We start from the raw sequence: 17943 nt of genomic DNA, 5'->3' as shown, positions 1-17943 counted from the left end.
CAGCTTAAAGCTATTAAGTAACTTGGTAAAAACCTAATTACTCAGCTTCGATGCTTACAAACTTACGGTTCTTAGGACCTTTCACTTCGAACTTCACTTTACCTTCAGTAAGAGCGAATAGAGTGTGGTCTTTACCGATACCTACGTTGTTACCAGCGTGGAACTTAGTACCACGTTGACGAACGATGATGTTACCTGCAAGTACAGATTCACCACCGAAACGCTTAACACCTAGACGTTTGCTTTCTGAATCGCGGCCGTTACGAGTAGAACCACCAGCTTTTTTGTGTGCCATTGTTAAACTCTCCTAATAGATTAAGCGTTGATACCAGTGATCTTCACTTCAGTGAACCACTGACGGTGACCCTGTTGCTTACGAGAGTGCTTACGACGACGGAACTTAACGATTTTAACTTTATCGCCACGACCGTGTTGTACAACTTCAGCAACAATTTTGCCGCCCTCTACAAGAGGAGCACCAACTTTGATGTCTTCGCCGTTAGCAACAAGAAGAACTTTATCAAATTCTACAGTTGCACCAGTTTCAACGTCTAATTTCTCTAAACGAAGAGTTTGACCTTCGCTTACACGGTGTTGTTTACCACCAGATTGGAAAACAGCGTACATATTTTACTCCGCTTTTTCCGCACAGCCTTTCTTGAGGGTGTGCGCTAAACTAATCATCAATAGGGCGCAGATTCTACAGAATAGATGCTCCTATGACAAGCCATATTTTGAAAAAATTGGCGAAAAGCTAATCGCCAAAGAAAAGTGCGGCAATCATGCCCTTTAGTAATGTATTAATCAACGTTTTTTAGTGTATTATTCGACAATTATATAAATCGAATAAGCCTTGCAGGGTCTAACTTCAGCCGGATATACGATGGATTTTAAAACTATCCAAGCGCTTACTGCCGATGACATGGCAAAAGTGAATGAAACAATTCAAGCCCAACTTAATTCTGATGTCTCTTTAATCAACCAGCTCGGTTTTTATATCGTGAGTGGTGGAGGCAAACGTCTGAGACCGCTTTTAGCGATACTGTCAGCCCGCGCACTTGGTTACCAAGGCAACGGTCATACAATGGCAGCTGCGTTTATTGAGTTCATCCATACAGCGACTTTGCTGCATGATGACGTGGTCGACGAATCAGACATGCGCCGCGGTAAAGCAACTGCGAATGCTGCATTTGGCAATGCTGCTAGCGTGTTAGTTGGGGACTTTATCTATACTCGCTCATTCCAAATGATGACGGAGCTAGGATCCATGAAGATCCTTAAGCTAATGAGCAACGCCGTAAACGTGATCGCCGAAGGTGAAGTTCAGCAGTTGATGAACTGTAACGATCCTGACACGACAGAAGAAAGCTACATGCAAGTCATCTACTCTAAGACGGCACGCTTATTTGAGTCTGCAACTCAAATTGGCGCAATCTTAAACGATGCTCCTGAGCATGTTGAAATCGCAATGCAAAATTACGGTAAGTATTTGGGTACTGCGTTTCAGCTTATTGATGACGTCATGGATTACACCTCTGATGGCGAAGACATGGGTAAAAATGTGGGGGATGATTTGGCTGAAGGCAAGCCAACTTTGCCTCTACTTCACGCTATGCGTAATACCACGCCAGACAATGCCCTCATGATTCGCGAAGCAATTGAGAAGGCCAATGGCATGGATCGCTTAGAAGAAATTCTCGCGGTGATGAAAGAGGCCGGCTCTCTGGAGTACACGACGCAAAAAGCACTAGAAGAAGCAGACAAAGCGATCGAAGAACTATCAGTATTGCCGGAATCTGAATACAAGCAAGCGCTTATTACTCTGGCTCATGTCGCGGTACAACGCACGAAGTAATCATAGCAACCCATAACGCAAGACTTAAAACAAAAAGGAAGAGTAAGCTCTTCCTTTTTTGTATCTGATACCTAATGCCGTGATAGGCGCTAGTAATATCTGTCACTACCGCCATGCAGTTGTGGGTCATCTTCTATTTCATCAAAGCTAACCGCAATCTGCTGATCAGAGCCTTGTTTCGACAACAGTACCGTCTCTGCTTCACGGTCGACCACCAATATCGTACCTACGCCCTGCTGGCACTCAACAACCATGCCTTTACGGATTCGACTTGCTTCCATCATCTTCTCCTTCACCACGTTGTTTTGATCAAGTAATTTTACGAAGCAGAGAAGCCAAAGATCAAAAAAGCCGATCATTTTGATCGGCTTTCTTCTTATTCGAGCTTTCTAGATTACTTTGCGAATTCAACACCAATGTTGATGTCGCCATTTAGTGTTTCTAGCATACCGTCTAGTGCAGACTTTTCGTAGTCGCTGAGTTTGCCGTAGCTTAGTACTTCTTCTACGCCTTCTTTACCCAGTTTCACAGGCTGTGCGAAGTAAGTCGCATGTTCACCGTCGCCTTCAACGTATGCACATTCAACTACGCCTTCTTCACCTTGAAGAGCACGAACTAGAGACAGACCAAAGCGACATGCAGCTTGGCCCATTGATAGTGTTGCACTACCACCACCCGCTTTCGCTTCTACAACTTCGGTACCTGCGTTTTGAATACGTTTCGTTAATGCTTCTACTTCTTCAGCTGTAAACTCAACGCCTTCCACTTGAGACAGTAGAGGTAAGATCGTTACGCCAGAGTGACCACCGATAACAGGTACGCGAATGTCACCTGGATCTTTGTCTTTTAGCTCTGCAACGAATGTTTCTGAACGGATAACATCCAGTGTTGTTACACCGAACAAGCGACGCTTATCGTAAACACCCGCTTTTTTAAGTACTTCAGCGGCAATTGGCACTGTTGTATTTACCGGGTTTGTGATGATACCAACACAAGCTTTCGGACAAACAACCGCAATCTTCTCCGCTAGCGACTTAACGATACCAGCATTTACATTGAATAGATCCGCGCGATCCATACCAGGCTTACGAGCAACACCTGCAGAAATCAGCACAACATCCGCACCTTCTAGTGCTGGAGTAGGATCTTCACCCGCGTAACCTTTGATAGAAACTGGCGTCGGGATGTGGCTAAGATCAGCAGCCACACCAGGAGTTACTGGAGCAATATCGTATAGGGCTAAATCAGAACCAGCAGGAAGACGGTTCTTAAGTAGAAGGGCCAGGGCTTGACCGATGCCACCAGCGGCACCAATAACGGCTACTTTCATGTAGTTCTCCTTGAGAGTATTTCTCTTATAAACGTATTCGTAGGGTAGTTTGTAACCAACTTAAATAAAGCTATCGGAATCACAACTTGATTACAATCAATTAACGCTAGCTTTGCGACCTCGCGCAACTCGCTGTTACCGTGCTACAAGTGGGGCTTGGATTATTCTTTTATTCTGTTGAAATGACAAGGAATTCAAGAAAACAAAAACAGCCCTACTTCATATAGTTAAAGAATTCCATGTGGTATATAGTTTACAGTGACGTAACTAACATAATACTGGGACTCTTTGGCACCGCATGAATATATATGCGAGAATATGCAAAATTGCTGACCCGTAATAAGAGATTCGTAATGACTATGCGCAATTCAGAAAAACAAGACAACTTAGTCCGCGCCTTTAAAGCCCTATTAAAAGAAGAGAGCTTTGGCTCACAGGGTGAGATTGTTGATGCACTCAAACAACAAGGATTTGAAAGCATTAACCAATCGAAAGTATCACGCATGCTGACTAAATTTGGCGCCGTCCGCACACGCAATGCAAAAATGGAAATGGTTTACTGCCTTCCTGCTGAGCTAGGCGTACCGACTGTAAGCAGCTCTTTGCGTGAACTGGTGCTAGACATTGACCATAACGCGGCATTAGTTGTTATCCATACTGGCCCTGGTGCTGCGCAGTTGATTGCTCGCTTGCTTGACTCACTGGGTAAATCAGAAGGTATTCTTGGTGTTGTTGCAGGTGATGACACTATCTTTATCACTCCAACGATGGCGATTACGACTGAACAGTTGTTCAAATCAGTGTGTGAACTGTTCGAATACACTGGCTAAGTTCTTTCACATTTAGATCAGCTAACTCTTTGTGGGCTATAAAAGAAATCTCATTTTGTAGCCCATGATTTATGTAAATTTTTTGCTTATCCAGACCATTATTTAACCACCCATTTTGTGATTAACATCACGCAATTGATCTTTTTCACTTCATTCACTTAATACTTATTAAGTGTTTGTTATAAAAAGAATTAAATCACAAATCTAACACTATCCTCCTGCACAAGATTCAGACTTATCAACTATAACATTTAACAATTGGATAATTTTCTGCCAATTTTTTGTTATGATTCGCTCGCTTTTTCAAACGATTGGATTGGAAAAGATGCCGTTTCCAAATAGGAAACTCCAGAAGTGATTTATGGTTATTTCCGGGTAAATAATGAATATAAGGAAGGGAAATTCATGGCATTTAACAAACTTCTCAAAGTAGGCGCTATCGCTGCAGCAGTAATGGGTGCAGGCGCAGTTAACGCTCAAGAGTTTATTACTATCGGTACTGGCTCTGTTACAGGTGTTTACTACCCTACTGGTGGTGCTATCTGTAAATTGGTCAATAAAGGTCGTAAAGAACACAACATTCGTTGTTCAGTAGAATCGACTGGCGGCTCTATTTACAACGTTAACACTATCCGTGCTGGCGAGTTAGATTTTGGTATCGTGCAATCGGATTGGCAGTACCACGGCTACAATGGTACGAGTAAGTTTGCGGAACAAGGCCCGTACAAAAAACTACGTGCAATGTTCTCTCTTCATACAGAACCTTTCAACATCATTGCTCGTGCAGATTCAGGTATCGAAAACGTTGAAGACCTAAAAGGTAAGCGCGTAAACATCGGTAACCCAGGCTCTGGTGACCGTGCAACCATGGGCGTTGTTATGGAAGCGATGGGCTGGACAAACGACAGCTTCAAATTGGCTTCTGAGCTAAAGGGCTCTGAGCGTTCTCAAGCACTTTGTGACAACAAAATTGACGCATTCATTTACATGGTGGGTCACCCGAACGGTTCAATCAAAGAAGCAACAACATCATGTGATGCTAAGCTAGTTTCTGCAACAGGCCCGAAAATCGATAAGATTGTTGCTGATAACCCATACTACGCCTTTAGCTCAGTGCCGGCTGGCATGTATCGTGGCACAGACAAAGACGTAAACAGCTTTGGTGTTGCAGCAACGATGGTTACAACAGCAGACGTTTCAGACGATGTCGCTTACAACGTTGCAAAAGCCGTGTTTGAAAACTTCGATACGTTCAAACGTCTACACCCTGCGTTTGCAAACCTGAAAAAAGAAGACATGGTGAAAGCGGGTCTATCTATCCCTCTTCACCCAGGTGCAGAAAAATACTACAAAGAAGTGGGTCTACTTAAGTAACTTCCTCAGACTCCAAACTCACAGGCAGGAAAAGATGGTTTTCTGCCTGTTTGAGCATGCAGGTTGTAGCACGTGCTAACTGCATGCTTCATTCGCCAGTTTTCTTCCGAAAATTGCGAGTTCATACCCAAGAAAAACTTAAACGCCGCCTAGCAGAGTCTCCAAAATTCAACACTTTGAGTTCAGGCAGCAAAATACTCGAAAGCAAACTTCGCTCCATTCGCTACACTGATAAAGGCGAAGTGTGGTTCTCGATAAAAATCCGACAGGACCATCAATAATAAGGAAAAAGTACATGGCGACGAATCAAGCTCCGTCACAAGATGTGCAAGAAATGGTGGCTCAGGCAGACACAGGTGCACGTAGCCCCTCGGGAATGCAAGGACGAATCCTTTGGTTTGTTCCTCTGTGTTGGTCACTATTTCAATTATGGTACGCATCTCCGCTACCATTTATTTTTAATTTCGGCGTACTGAACGACACGGAAGCGCGATCAATCCACCTCACTTTCGCGATCTTCTTGGCTTTCACTGCTTATCCAGCGATGAAAAATTCCCCTCGCGATCATATCCCTCTTGTCGATTGGATATTGGCGCTAGCAGGTAGTTTTTCTGCGGCATATATTTACCTTTTTTATACCGAGCTAGCTGGACGTTCCGGTGCACCAACAACGGCAGATATCGTCGTTGCTGTCATCGGTATGGTTCTCCTTTTAGAGGCAACACGCCGAGCGCTCGGTCCACCACTGATGGTGGTTGCTGCTGTCTTCCTTACTTACACCTTTGCTGGCCCTTATATGCCCGATGTCATCGCGCATAAAGGAGCGAGCTTAAACAAGGCCATGTCTCACTTATGGCTAACAACGGAAGGTGTATTCGGTGTCGCATTAGGCGTTTCAACCTCTTTTGTGTTCTTGTTTGTATTGTTTGGCGCCATGCTGGAACGCGCTGGCGCAGGTGCTTACTTCATTAAAGTCGCCTTTTCTTTACTGGGTCATATGAAAGGTGGTCCTGCAAAAGCGGCCGTTGTTGCATCTGGTTTATCCGGGCTTGTTTCTGGCTCTTCAATCGCAAACGTGGTAACCACTGGTACCTTTACCATCCCATTGATGAAACGTGTCGGTTTTCCGGGCACCAAAGCGGGAGCCGTTGAAGTTGCGGCCTCAACCAATGGTCAGTTAACGCCACCAATCATGGGCGCGGCGGCATTCTTGATGGTGGAATATGTCGGTATCTCATACGTTGAGGTGATTAAGGCTGCCCTACTTCCGGCACTTATCTCTTACATCGCTTTGATTTACATCGTTCACCTTGAGGCGTGTAAAGCGGGTATGACAGGTCTTCCTCGTCGCCACAACCCAACGTTAGTACAAAGTTTGCTTTCCTTTACTGGCACAATCTTAGGACTGTGTGTGATCAGCGCATTGGTTTACTACGGAGTGGGTTGGACGAAAGATGTCTTTGGTGATGCCGCGACGCCAATAGTTACGGTTGCCCTGTTAATTGCGTACGTTGGCTTGGTGAAGATCTCAGCAAATCACGTGCAAGATGGCGCAATTGAGATTGATGCAGAGTTAACAGAAGTACCAGATCCTGGCCCAACGGTTAAATCTGGTTTGCACTATCTACTGCCTATCGTTGTATTGGTTTGGTGTCTGACTGTAGAGCGCTTCTCGCCAGGTCTTTCAGCATTCTGGGCAACGGTGTTCATGATTTTCATTTTGCTGACTCAGCGTCCATTGATTGCTCTGTTATCAAAGCAAGGTGACATGATGCAGCAAACCAAAGATGGCTTCGTCGATCTGGCTGAGAGCTTGGTTGCTGGCGCTCGCAATATGATTGGTATCGGCGTTGCAACGGCAGCGGCAGGTACCGTAGTTGGGGTCGTCACCCTAACGGGTATCGGCCTGGTCATGACGGACTTCGTTGAGTTTATCTCTGGCGGTAGCATCATTCTTATGCTGCTGTTTACCGCGATAATCAGCTTGGTTCTTGGGATGGGTCTACCGACAACGGCGAACTACATCGTAGTATCTACGTTGATGGCACCGGTTATTGTCACGCTAGGTGCAGCACATGGCTTGATCATCCCACTCATTGCGGTGCACTTGTTCGTTTTCTACTTTGGTATTTTGGCCGACGACACCCCACCCGTAGGTCTTGCGGCATTTGCGGCGGCTGCGATTGCTAAATCAGACCCAATTCGTACAGGTATCCAAGGCTTTACTTACGATATTCGAACCGCCATTTTGCCATTCATGTTTGTGTTCAATACCCAGCTACTGTTGATGGGGATAGACTCTTGGTGGCATTTAGCACTCACTGTCATCTCATCGATCATTGCGATGCTGATCTTCTCCGCCGCAACACAAGGATGGTGGTTCACGCGTAACAAGTGGTGGGAAACCGTTCTATTATTAGTACTGACATTTTCGTTTTTCCGTCCTGGTTTTTGGTGGGACATGCTATATCCAGCGAAAGTTCTTTCTCCTGGCGTTGAGGTAGCTCAAATCACGGAAACGCTAAATGTAGGAGAATCATTGGAGCTACGTGTTGCCGGCGAAAACCTTGAGGGCGACTACATCGAGAAAACGGTTCGTCTTCCATTCGAAGACAGTGCGACAACAGCGGAAGCACGTATTTCGTCTATGGGTCTGATGCTGACCGAAAGCGACAACAAAATGATTGTCGATATGGTCGAGTTTGGTAGCCCGGCAGAGTCTGCTGGTATCGACTTTGATTGGGAGATCAAGTGGGTTATCCAAGATGCAGAACGTCCGATGAAAGAATGGGTATTTGTGCCATGCTTAATGATTTTGCTGGTGCTTGCCATGAACCAAAAACGTCGTGCTCGTAAGGAACAATTGAGCGCATAACCGATTTGGCCCCGAGGAAGGGGCCTTAGTGAGAGACATTGAATGTACAAACAAATTCTTGTTCCGGTTGATCTAAATGACCAAGGCTTTTCAGACCGAGCGGTTGAACTAGCGGTTTGGCAGGCAAAGCAAGCGAATGCGCAAATCCACCTTCTAACAGTATTACCTGGAATTCACATGTCGATGGTTGCTACATACTTCCCAAAAGATGCAGCAGCCAAAATGAAGCAAGACGTGAAGCAGCAATTAAAAGCTTTCGCCAATAAGCATATTGCTGAAGATGTTGTGTACCAAGTGCATGTTGCTGAGGGCAAAGCCTACGCGACGATTCTTGATTATGCAGAGCGCTTGGGCGCTGATCTCATCATTATGCCAAGTCACAAGCGTTCTAAAATCAATAAAGTAATGCTTGGCTCTGTCGCAAGTAAGGTCGTGGAATATTCTCCAATCAATGTGATGGTCGTGAAACCGCAAGGTTAAACAACTAAAGAAACGAAAAAGGACGCTAACATTAGCGTCCTTTTTATATTGAACAAGTAAGGATTATGCCATTACTGGGTAATCGGTATAACCTTCTGCTCCACCTAAATAAAAGTGCTCAGGTTTTGCCTCATTAAGAGGTGCATTTTTCTTAAATCGTTCAACTAAATCAGGGTTGGCGATAAATGGAACGCCAAATGCGACCACATCAACTTGATTTTCTGCAATTGCCGTTGTCGCTTCTTGTGCACTGTAGCCCACGTTCGCCATTAAGTGACCTTGATAGTTTTCGCGTGCTGGCTTGAGAACATCTGCTTTTTGTACGCCCTTTAGATCCGCACGCATCACGTGCCAATAAGCAAGATCGAAAGAATTAAGTTGCTCTGCTAAGTAACGCACCAAACCAACTGGATCACTGTCTTTCATGTCATTAAATCCATTTAGCGGAGATGTACGCAAACCGACTCTTCCAGGTCCCCACACCTCAACGACTTCTTTCACTATCTCAAGTAAAAATCGAGCACGATTTTCAACCGAGCCACCGTATTCATCGGTACGTAAATTTGAACCGTCACGAAGGAAGTTATCAATAAGATAACCATTGGCGCCATGTATCTCGACCCCATCAAAGCCGGCTTTCTTGGCGTTTTCTGCACCTTGTTTAAACGCCGCAACAATGGAAGCTATCTCATCCACTTCGAGTGCTCGTGGTACCGTATATGCTTGCTTACCCGAAGGGGTATGGACTAACTCATCACGAATGGCTAGTGCGCTCGCTGCAACAGGCGTTTTCCCATCATTCAGTTCAGGATGACAAGCGCGTCCCGCATGCCAAATTTGCAATACGATCTTACCGCCTCTCTCATGAACCGCATCCGTTACCTTTTTCCAAGCTGCAATTTGTTCTTCGTTATAAATGCCCGGTTCTGCCATAAAAGCAGACGTTCCTTCCATCACCATGGTGCATTCAGCAATGATAAGTCCAGCACTCGCGCGTTGAGCATAGTACTCAACCATAAGGTCATTCGGGATATGATCTGCGCTGGCACGAGCGCGCGTTAAAGGGGCCATAATGGCACGGTTATCTAATGCTAATTGACCGAGTTCGATAGGAGAAAATAAGTCTACAGAGTTGGACATGTTGTTTACCTCAAATGACAATAACTTGATGGCTAAGGATGAAGAGCCAGACTATAATCAGATCAATATTGAAACAATATGGATAATTGAAAGTGATTGTTCGAAATTTAGAAACAATTGACTTTAGGACGCTCTCTATCTTTGTCACAAGCTGTCGACTACTGAGCTTAACCAAGTGCGCGCTGGAGTTAAACCTACCAAAATCTACTGTTAGTAAAGCCATAACCAAACTCGAACAACACTTTGAAGCCAAGCTCCTAGAGCGCACGACCCGAAAGTTGGTGATTACCGAAGCTGGTCAAATGGTTTTAGAGCGTGCTGCAAGCTTAGTTGAGGAATTTCACTCGATTGGTCAAGACGTTCAAGAAATGGAACAGCAGATCCAAGGTCGGCTGCGTATTTCCGCGCCACCAGCGTTGGATGCGTATATGGCGGAACACATCTTTTTACCATTTTTAAAACAATGGCCAAAAGTACAAATTGCGTTAGAAGCATCGAACGATTTTGTTGATCTGTTTTCACACGGTTTTGATATGGCAATTCGAGTCGGCCAGATCGTCGATGATCGACTGATTGCTAAAAAATTGGGTTACACCACCCGAGTATTGGCCGCCAGTCCTGAGTATTTAGCTGAGTGTGGCGTACCTAAAACGCCAGAAGATCTGACAACACACAACTGTTTGAGATATCAGTATGTTTCAGAGATAGGCCCTTGGACGTTGATTTCTCAGGACAACACGGTCAACGTCTCGGTAACCAGTAACTTCTCTAGCACCACCGTAGAAGCGGTATTAAAAGGCGCGCTCAAAGGATTGGGAATCGCTAACTTACCTATGCAAAACATGACGCAAGAGCTGGAAAATGGCTCCTTAGTCAGAGTCTTACCTCAATGGCACACGGTACCAATGCCCATTTATTTAGTCTATCGTCCTGGCGCAAACCGAACGCGACGAGTACAAGCGATGATTGACCATATCATGAGCCTAAGATCTCAGTTTGAATTTGGTCCTCGACATGGTTTGTGTTGCGGTGAAGCATAATCCCGCCACCATTGAGCATCAGCGTGCGGCTCGGATAAATGCCGCAAGCTTCTCACTAGCATGCTGTTCACTCAATGCAGACATACTATCCGCCGCTTCCACTTTGCCATCAGCCACAAACACAAAGTGGCTGGCAATGGCTTTGGCATCGCTTAAATGGTGCGTGACCATCAATACGGTTATTCCCCGCTCTGCCGCCAGTTTTTTTACCAAGCTCAGCATCTCTTCACGTAAAACCGGATCAAGCGCCGAGAACGGCTCATCCAACAGCCACATGGGATGAGGCTGAACAAAACAACGCGCTAAGGCAACACGTTGACGCTGGCCACCAGAAAGATGCTCTGGCAAACGGTCGAGGTACTCAGCAACACCAACCTGTTGAGCGGCTTGTTCAACCTGACGCTTTTGGTCTACAGTGAGCTTCAGCCCTGGGTGTAAACCTAAGCCAATGTTGTCACGCACCGACAAGTGAGAAAACAAGTTATGCTCTTGGAACAGCATGGAGAAAGGACGCTGATAAGGCTCTTTGTGCACAATCGACTCACGATCAACCCGAATGTCACCTTGGTCAGGATGGATAAACCCAGCCACCAACGCCAGCAACGTCGATTTTCCAGCCCCACTTGGTCCCATCAACGACACTATCTGACCTTGCTCAATCGTTAAGTCAAAACGAAACAGCTCACGTTGGTAGGTGTACTGCACATCATCCAACACTAACATTACGCTCTCTCCTTCGTTTTCAATACTTTCTCAATCAAGGCAAAACAGCCCACACTCAACAACAACAAGGTCACCGATACCACCGCAGCCGCGTCCATCTGATAGCTGCCAAGTAACTGGAACAAATACAGAGGTAAAGTTCGGAACTCTTGTCCACCAAACAACGCGATAGCACTTAAATCGCCAATCGCAAACATAAAGCTGATCGCAAACGCATGTGCGAATGGCTTGCGCAGCGCCTGCCACTCCACCACTTTAAAGCGTTGCCAGCCACGCATGCCTAAGCTGGCACACACATACTGGTATTGCTGCTCGATGTGCAGCATTGGCTGTGCCAGCGTTTTGATCACGTAAGGCAAAGCCATCAAACCATTTACCAAAATCACAACAAAAAACGCCAAGCTAAAAACATCGGTAAATGATCGCAACAGCAAGAATAATCCGGTGCTAATCACCAAACCCGGCGTCACCAAAATAATGGTGCCGATTAGCTCAATCTGATCGGCTCGCGTATTTTTGTACTGCAATCGCCAACGGCGACTGGTCAACAATATAGACACGCCCGCAGCGACCGCAAGCGCACTGGCTAACCCGGCAACTTTGAGTGAGTTAGATAACGCCGACCAAAAACGCTCATCGGTTAACACTGACCAAACTTGTTGGTTAATACCGCTCAGTAGCACCATCAATAACGGTGGTATCACCAGTAAAAAGGCACCTATGATCCAAAAGCTATCCCAAGCTTTTGACCACCCATGATCCTTCGTTAAATATTGCTGTACCGATGTGCTGCCAGCACTGATAGAAACAGGCTTTGTTAACTTCTGCACTCCAATGGCAAGCAGTCCACATAACAGCATCTGCCACAGCGCCAATAACGCCCCAGCTTGTAAATCAAAATCAAACTTAATCGCTTGGTAAATTGCCAATTCAATGGTGGTAGATTTTGGCCCGCCCCCCAACGCCATTACAGTGGCAAAACTGGTGAAGCACAACATAAATACCAAGCCACAAACGTGGGGAAGTTGCTGCCTTAAACGCGGCCATTCCACCCAACGAAACTTATTCCAATGGTTCATACCTAAATGCGCACACAGCTTATGCTGCTCGGCAGGAATAGATTCTAATGCTTGCAACAGCAAGCGCGCCGCGTAAGGTAAATTAAAGAACACATGGGCGAGTAAAATGCCGTTCAAACCGTAAATAGAAAATGGCAGTTTAGTATCGAAACTTTGCAACCACTGCGCTAACAAACCGCTGTTGCCATAAATCGCTAACAGCCCGAAAACACCAACCAAAACAGGCAAAACTAGCGTCGATGCAAACAGCTTAAGCAGTAATGACTTACCCCAAAATTGGCGACGTGAAAGCGCGTGCGCAACTGGAATGGCAAAGCCAACACTGAGCAATGTGGAAAGAAAAGCTTGGTAGAAGCTGAACTTGGTGACATGTTGATAATACGGGTCGTCCCATACCACAGACACATCAAGTGAAGGGGCTTGAACAATCAAAGCACCTAGGGCAGAAACAACAAAGGCCGCGATGATCATCGCGACCCCTAAACCTATTTTTGGAACAGAATTCAAAGGTAAAACCTATCTCATTCAGATGAGGGGTGGAACGTCAGCTAAAACGTCAGTGCGCTTTGCCATTCGCGAATCCAAGACTTACGCATTTTTGCCACTTCATCAGCACTAAAGCTCAACGACTTGTTTGGAACGCTCAAGGTTTCAAAACCTTTAGGTAACTCAACGTCAGTAACAGGGTACATCCAGTTACCCGTTGGCATCGCTGACTGGAACTCATCACTTAAAATGAAATTCATAAATTGATCAGCAAGTTCTGAATTTTTTGCCCCTTTCACTTTAGCGGCGACTTCAACTTGCATGTAGTGACCTTCAGCAAAATTCGCCGTCGCAAACTTTGAATCGTTTTCCGCAATTAAGTGGTACGCAGGTGACGTAGTGTAAGAAAGCACTAAGTCCGACTCGCCGTTAAGGAACATGGAATACGCTTCTGACCAACCTTTCGTGACCGTTACGGTTTTGCTCGCTAGCTTCTGCCACGCTTGCGTCACATCGTCGCCATAAATGGATTTCATCCACAGCATCAAGCCTTGGCCCGGCGTTGACGTACGCGGATCTTGATAAATCACTTTCAAATCGTCGCGCGTTTCCACCAGCTCTTTCATGCTTTTCGGCGGATTAGCAAGTTTTTCTGTGTTGTACACAAACGCGAAGTAGCCGTAATCGTACGGTACAAACGTCGTGTCACTCCAACCATTTGGTAACACTGTGTTAGCCGTATCCACATTGTGCTCGGTAAGCAGGCCGGTTTTCTTCGCTTCTGCCATCAGGTTGTTATCCAAACCTAACACGATGTCGGCTTTGCTATTACCACCTTCAAGACGAAGACGATTCAGGATCGACACACCATCGTCCAACGCCACGAAGTTAACGTCACAGCCACATTTTGCTTCAAAAGCTTGCTCGATTTTAGGACCTGGTCCCCAATCTGCGGCAAAAGAATCGTAGGTATAAATAGTTAATGGGTTTTCAGCAGCAAACGCTGAAGTTGAAGTAATTGCAGCTAAGGCAATCAGACTTGAAGTGGTTTTCACTGCTCGCTCTCCATGAGTATTTCAGAGAAATAAGTTGAGCGGCACAGGGTTGAGGCGGCTATTAAGGACTTCCAATATCCAGACTCAATTCCTACGCCAGCATTATCTGGTTCAGGTAATACGGGTCCCTAGTTAAGAACTTAGGTCTCAGCGCCCAAATGCATTGATTGACTCAATGCTAAATGGGTTTGCTCCCCGATGAGTTGGATGGATTGTAAAGGTATTTGAGTGGTTACACAATCAGCTCACGAACGCTGGTCATAACCCCAACGAGGCACTAAACCTTGCTCAATACCTAAGTGGTCGAGAATTCTCGCCACCATAAAATCCACTAAGTCTTCAATGCTCTTTGGCTGATGATAGAAGCCCGGAGCCGCTGGCATGATGGTCACGCCCATTTGCGATAGCTTGTGCATGTTCTCCAGATGCAGCGTTGAAAATGGCGTTTCGCGAACGACGAGCAACAACTGCCCACGCTCTTTCATCACCACGTCAGCGGCGCGCTCAATCAAGTTATCCGACATACCATGCGCAATCGCCGCAACACTTCCCGCAGAACATGGGCAAACCACCATTTGCTTGGGTGCCGCAGAGCCAGATGCTACCGGTGAGAACCAGTCATCTTTACCACAAACGGTGATGTTATTTGGGTCACAGTTGAGGTGTTCCACCAACGCTTGCTTTGCGGCTTCTGGCCCACTTGGCAACTTAAGGTTGTGTTCGGTTGCCATAACGACACGAGCCGCCGAAGAGATCAGAACGTAGACATGATAATCCGCCGCGACCAAACATTCTAAAAGGCGCAGACCATAAGGCGCACCAGATGCTCCAGTTAACGCTAAAGTGATGGCTTTTTCTGCTTGCTGCTGTTTGTTTTGCATAAAATCAGACTTTTTGTTTAAGTTGCTCGAGAATCTTGCCGTGAATACCGCCAAAGCCACCATTACTCATCACGAGGATTTGGTCACCTGGCTGCGCACGTTCAACGATTTTCGCTACAAAGTTATCGATGTCAGCGTCAACAAAAGCAGGTTGCTGACATTGTTCCGCGATATCTTGCACCGACCATTCGATGTTGTCTGGTTGGAATAAGAACACTTCATCCGCGCTGTGTAGCGAATCCGCGAGTGTGTTTTTGTGCACGCCGCGCTTCATGGTGGCAGAACGAGGTTCCAACACGGCAAGAATGCGTTTTTCGCCTACCTTGTTACGCAAACCACCGACGGTGAGTTCAATTGCCGTTGGGTGATGCGCAAAATCATCGTAAACCGTCACACCTTGCTCTTCACCTTTTAACTCAAGACGGCGCTTGGTGTTAATGAAACGGCCCAGAGCCTGACAAGCAAGCTCCGGCGTTACGCCAACGTGTCGCGCCGCGGCAATCGCCATTAACGCATTATCAACGTTATGATCACCCACCAAATCCCATTCGACGGTACCGACCTTCTCGCCTTGTAGAGCAACTTCAAATTTTGAGCCATCGACCACTAATTTGTGCGCCTGCCAGTCGCCATCAACACCTGAAAACTGCTTTTCTGTCCAGCAACCACGCTCTAATACATCCGCCAAAGCTTGGTCTTGCTTCGGAGCTAAGATTAAGCCATTGCCGGGAACCGTTCGCACTAAATGATGGAATTGGCGCTTGATCGCCTCTAGATCATCGAAGATGTCTGCATGATCAAACTCAAGGTTGTTCATGATTAAGGTTCGAGGATGGTAGTGCACAAACTTAGAACGCTTATCGAAAAAAGCACTGTCATATTCGTCCGCTTCAACGACAAAAAACATGCTTTCACCCAAACGAGCAGAGACTCCAAAGTTACCAAGTACTCCACCAACTAGGAAACCAGGTTGATAACCGCAGTCTTCGAGTATCCAAGCCAGCATGCTCGACGTGGTCGTTTTACCGTGTGTACCCGATACCGCCAATACCCAGCGATCGTGCAGCAAAAACTCGTTGAGCCACTGCGGACCAGAGGTGTAGCGCATGTTGGTATTGAGCACATGTTCAACACATGGGTTACCACGGCTCATGGCATTACCGATCACCACAAGGTCTGGTTGAGGGTCGAGTTGAGACGGGTCGAAGCCTTCAATAATTTCAATACCTTGAGACTCAAGCAACGTGCTCATCGGTGGGTAAACGTTGGCATCAGAACCAGTGACTTTATGCCCTAATTGGCGCGCTAAAATCGCAGCGCCGCCCATAAATGTGCCACAGATACCCAAGATATGAATGTGCATAAACTAAACCTTGTAATGCGTTCTTTAATGCTTTCATTATCGCGATCACAACCAGAAAAGCGAGAGACTTTAGCCTTCTTCTTGCAGTCCCTTTCACAAATATGACAAGGTTGAACACAGACTGTACAACCTCTTGCTTACTGATGAATCCCTCAAACAAGTCTACAAATAAATTGAGATCTCAAACAGTTACTTCATTACCATTAAAAAGATCTGCGACTTAAACTTACATCCAGCGCAATCGTTTAACATCCATAAAGAGATGCTCACTTGCGCACTACCCCCAATGAAATGAAAATGTAAGGATTAACCATGTCAGGACTGCGCACCCTAGGCGAGTTCATTGTCGAAAAACAAGCGGATTTCCCCCACGCTAGCGGTGATCTATCATCCCTTTTAGCCTCCATTCGTTTAGCTGCAAAAATCGTTAACCGCGAAATCAACGCAGCGGGTCTCGGTGATATCACTGGTGCTGTAGGCACGGAAAATGTCCAAGGTGAAGACCAGCAAAAGCTCGATGTTTACGCAAACGATAAGTTCAAAGCCGCGCTTGAAGCTCGTGACCAAGTGTGTGGCGTTGCCAGTGAGGAAGAAGACGAAGCGGTTGCTTTCAACAAAGAGCTCAACCAAAACGCCAAATATGTGGTACTGATGGACCCGCTTGATGGTTCTTCTAACATCGATGTGAACGTCTCTGTCGGTACTATCTTCTCTATTTATCGCCGTGTTTCACCTATTGGCACACCAGCGACAGAAGAAGATTTCCTTCAGCCTGGTCATAAGCAAGTTGCCGCTGGTTACGTGATTTACGGTTCATCAACCATGTTGGTTTACACCACGGGTAACGGCGTAAACGGCTTTACTTACGACCCATCTATCGGCAGCTTCTGCCTTTCTCATGAAAACATGATGATTCCAGAAGAAGGTAAGATTTATTCGATCAACGAAGGTAACTACATTCGCTTCCCTCAAGGGGTGAAGAAGTACATCAAGTACTGCCAAGAGAATGTGCCAGAAGACGGTCGTCCATACACTTCTCGCTACATTGGCTCATTGGTTGCTGATTTCCACCGCAACTTACTGAAAGGTGGTATCTACCTTTACCCTAGTACGCAAAGCCATCCTCAGGGCAAACTGCGTCTACTTTATGAATGTAACCCAATGGCGTTCTTAATTGAGCAAGCGGGCGGTATTGCATCAGACGGCGTCAATCGCATCATGGATATCAAACCAACCGAATTACACCAACGTGTGCCTTTCTTTGTTGGTTCTAAGAACATGGTTCGCAAAGTTGAAGAGTTCCTTGAACTGCACCGCGACGAAGAATAATTTCAGACCTTTGTCCAACGCGGCAGGTGTTTACCTGCCGCGTTTTTGTCGCTAAAGTGAAACGCGAATTTATCATCAGATGAAGCCGCTTCTGTGTGACTCA

The 17943-nt window shown here is 46.1% G+C and carries 17 protein-coding genes and 1 riboswitch; of the genes, 7 read left to right on the top strand and 10 right to left on the bottom strand.

Annotated features, from left to right (window positions below):
* Positions 1-37: 37 nt before the first annotated feature.
* Both rpmA and rplU read right to left on the bottom strand, forming a co-directional pair.
* Positions 38-295: a 50S ribosomal protein L27 gene (rpmA, locus tag J8Z23_RS01685; protein WP_005383095.1), complete on the bottom strand. Its 258-nt coding sequence runs from the start codon at positions 293-295 to the stop codon at positions 38-40.
* A gap of 20 nt (positions 296-315) precedes the next feature.
* Positions 316-627 (bottom strand): 50S ribosomal protein L21, encoded by a 312-nt coding sequence (gene rplU / locus J8Z23_RS01680; protein ID WP_005383096.1) that lies wholly within the window; start codon positions 625-627, stop codon positions 316-318.
* 256 nt (positions 628-883) lie between these two features.
* On the opposite strand from rplU, the gene ispB reads away from it, so the two are divergent.
* Positions 884-1855, top strand: a complete 972-nt coding sequence (ispB, locus tag J8Z23_RS01675) for an octaprenyl diphosphate synthase (protein ID WP_005392297.1) — start codon at positions 884-886, stop codon at positions 1853-1855.
* Positions 1856-1944: 89 nt separating this feature from the next.
* On the opposite strand, the gene J8Z23_RS01670 is transcribed toward ispB, so the two are convergent.
* Both J8Z23_RS01670 and mdh read right to left on the bottom strand, forming a co-directional pair.
* Positions 1945-2136: a hypothetical protein gene (locus J8Z23_RS01670; RefSeq protein WP_005392299.1), complete on the bottom strand. Its 192-nt coding sequence runs from the start codon at positions 2134-2136 to the stop codon at positions 1945-1947.
* A gap of 113 nt (positions 2137-2249) precedes the next feature.
* Entirely contained in the window at positions 2250-3185 is a 936-nt protein-coding gene (mdh, locus tag J8Z23_RS01665) for a malate dehydrogenase (RefSeq protein WP_005392300.1), read from the bottom strand.
* Positions 3186-3544: 359 nt separating this feature from the next.
* Here mdh and argR point away from each other — a divergent pair, with 359 nt between their 5' ends.
* The 4 genes from argR to J8Z23_RS01645 all read left to right on the top strand — a co-directional run bounded on the left by argR (position 3545) and on the right by J8Z23_RS01645 (position 8744).
* Positions 3545-4015 (top strand): transcriptional regulator ArgR, encoded by a 471-nt coding sequence (gene argR, locus J8Z23_RS01660; RefSeq protein WP_031780246.1) that lies wholly within the window; start codon positions 3545-3547, stop codon positions 4013-4015.
* A 405-nt stretch (positions 4016-4420) separates the two neighbouring features.
* Positions 4421-5389, top strand: coding sequence for a TAXI family TRAP transporter solute-binding subunit (locus J8Z23_RS01655; protein WP_005392302.1), 969 nt, complete (start codon positions 4421-4423; stop codon positions 5387-5389).
* Between the two features lie 295 nt (positions 5390-5684).
* A complete protein-coding gene (locus J8Z23_RS01650; RefSeq protein WP_048626597.1) occupies positions 5685-8264 on the top strand; it encodes a TRAP transporter permease in 2580 nt (859 codons plus the stop codon).
* Between the two features lie 42 nt (positions 8265-8306).
* Positions 8307-8744 carry a universal stress protein gene (locus J8Z23_RS01645; RefSeq protein WP_005392306.1) on the top strand — a complete coding sequence of 146 codons (438 nt, stop codon included), beginning with the start codon at positions 8307-8309 and terminating at the stop codon, positions 8742-8744.
* A gap of 63 nt (positions 8745-8807) precedes the next feature.
* On the opposite strand, the gene J8Z23_RS01640 is transcribed toward J8Z23_RS01645, so the two are convergent.
* Positions 8808-9884 (bottom strand): alkene reductase, encoded by a 1077-nt coding sequence (locus J8Z23_RS01640; RefSeq protein ID WP_048626596.1) that lies wholly within the window; start codon positions 9882-9884, stop codon positions 8808-8810.
* A gap of 92 nt (positions 9885-9976) precedes the next feature.
* On the opposite strand from J8Z23_RS01640, the gene J8Z23_RS01635 reads away from it, so the two are divergent.
* Complete coding sequence (locus J8Z23_RS01635; RefSeq protein WP_048626595.1) at positions 9977-10924, top strand: LysR family transcriptional regulator; 948 nt, start codon at positions 9977-9979, stop codon at positions 10922-10924.
* A gap of 18 nt (positions 10925-10942) precedes the next feature.
* On the opposite strand, the gene thiQ is transcribed toward J8Z23_RS01635, so the two are convergent.
* From thiQ to mpl, 5 genes are all read right to left on the bottom strand, one after another.
* Complete coding sequence (gene thiQ, locus J8Z23_RS01630) at positions 10943-11647, bottom strand: thiamine ABC transporter ATP-binding protein (protein WP_006742961.1); 705 nt, start codon at positions 11645-11647, stop codon at positions 10943-10945.
* On the bottom strand, positions 11647-13197 hold the full coding sequence (gene thiP / locus J8Z23_RS01625) for a thiamine/thiamine pyrophosphate ABC transporter permease ThiP (protein WP_048626594.1): 1551 nt from the start codon (positions 13195-13197) through the stop codon (positions 11647-11649). Before thiP ends, thiQ begins: the two co-directional genes overlap by 1 nt.
* 77 nt (positions 13198-13274) lie before the next feature.
* Complete coding sequence (gene thiB / locus J8Z23_RS01620; protein WP_006742963.1) at positions 13275-14267, bottom strand: thiamine ABC transporter substrate binding subunit; 993 nt, start codon at positions 14265-14267, stop codon at positions 13275-13277.
* A 71-nt stretch (positions 14268-14338) separates the two neighbouring features.
* Positions 14339-14475: riboswitch (TPP riboswitch) on the bottom strand.
* 37 nt (positions 14476-14512) lie between these two features.
* Positions 14513-15148 carry a flavin prenyltransferase UbiX gene (locus J8Z23_RS01615; protein ID WP_006742964.1) on the bottom strand — a complete coding sequence of 212 codons (636 nt, stop codon included), beginning with the start codon at positions 15146-15148 and terminating at the stop codon, positions 14513-14515.
* Between the two features lie 4 nt (positions 15149-15152).
* Positions 15153-16511 (bottom strand): UDP-N-acetylmuramate:L-alanyl-gamma-D-glutamyl-meso-diaminopimelate ligase, encoded by a 1359-nt coding sequence (gene mpl, locus J8Z23_RS01610; RefSeq protein WP_170902406.1) that lies wholly within the window; start codon positions 16509-16511, stop codon positions 15153-15155.
* A 312-nt stretch (positions 16512-16823) separates the two neighbouring features.
* Here mpl and fbp point away from each other — a divergent pair, with 312 nt between their 5' ends.
* Positions 16824-17840, top strand: a complete 1017-nt coding sequence (fbp, locus tag J8Z23_RS01605) for a class 1 fructose-bisphosphatase (RefSeq protein ID WP_005392321.1) — start codon at positions 16824-16826, stop codon at positions 17838-17840.
* Positions 17841-17943 lie beyond the last annotated feature (103 nt).

It is taken from the genome of Vibrio sp. SCSIO 43086 (genome assembly GCF_051132235.1).
In the GTDB taxonomy this organism is placed as follows: Bacteria; Pseudomonadota; Gammaproteobacteria; order Enterobacterales; family Vibrionaceae; genus Vibrio; species Vibrio diabolicus.
The sequence above is the reverse complement of the archived record's forward strand: the minus strand, read 5'-3'. Positions and strand labels throughout refer to the sequence as shown.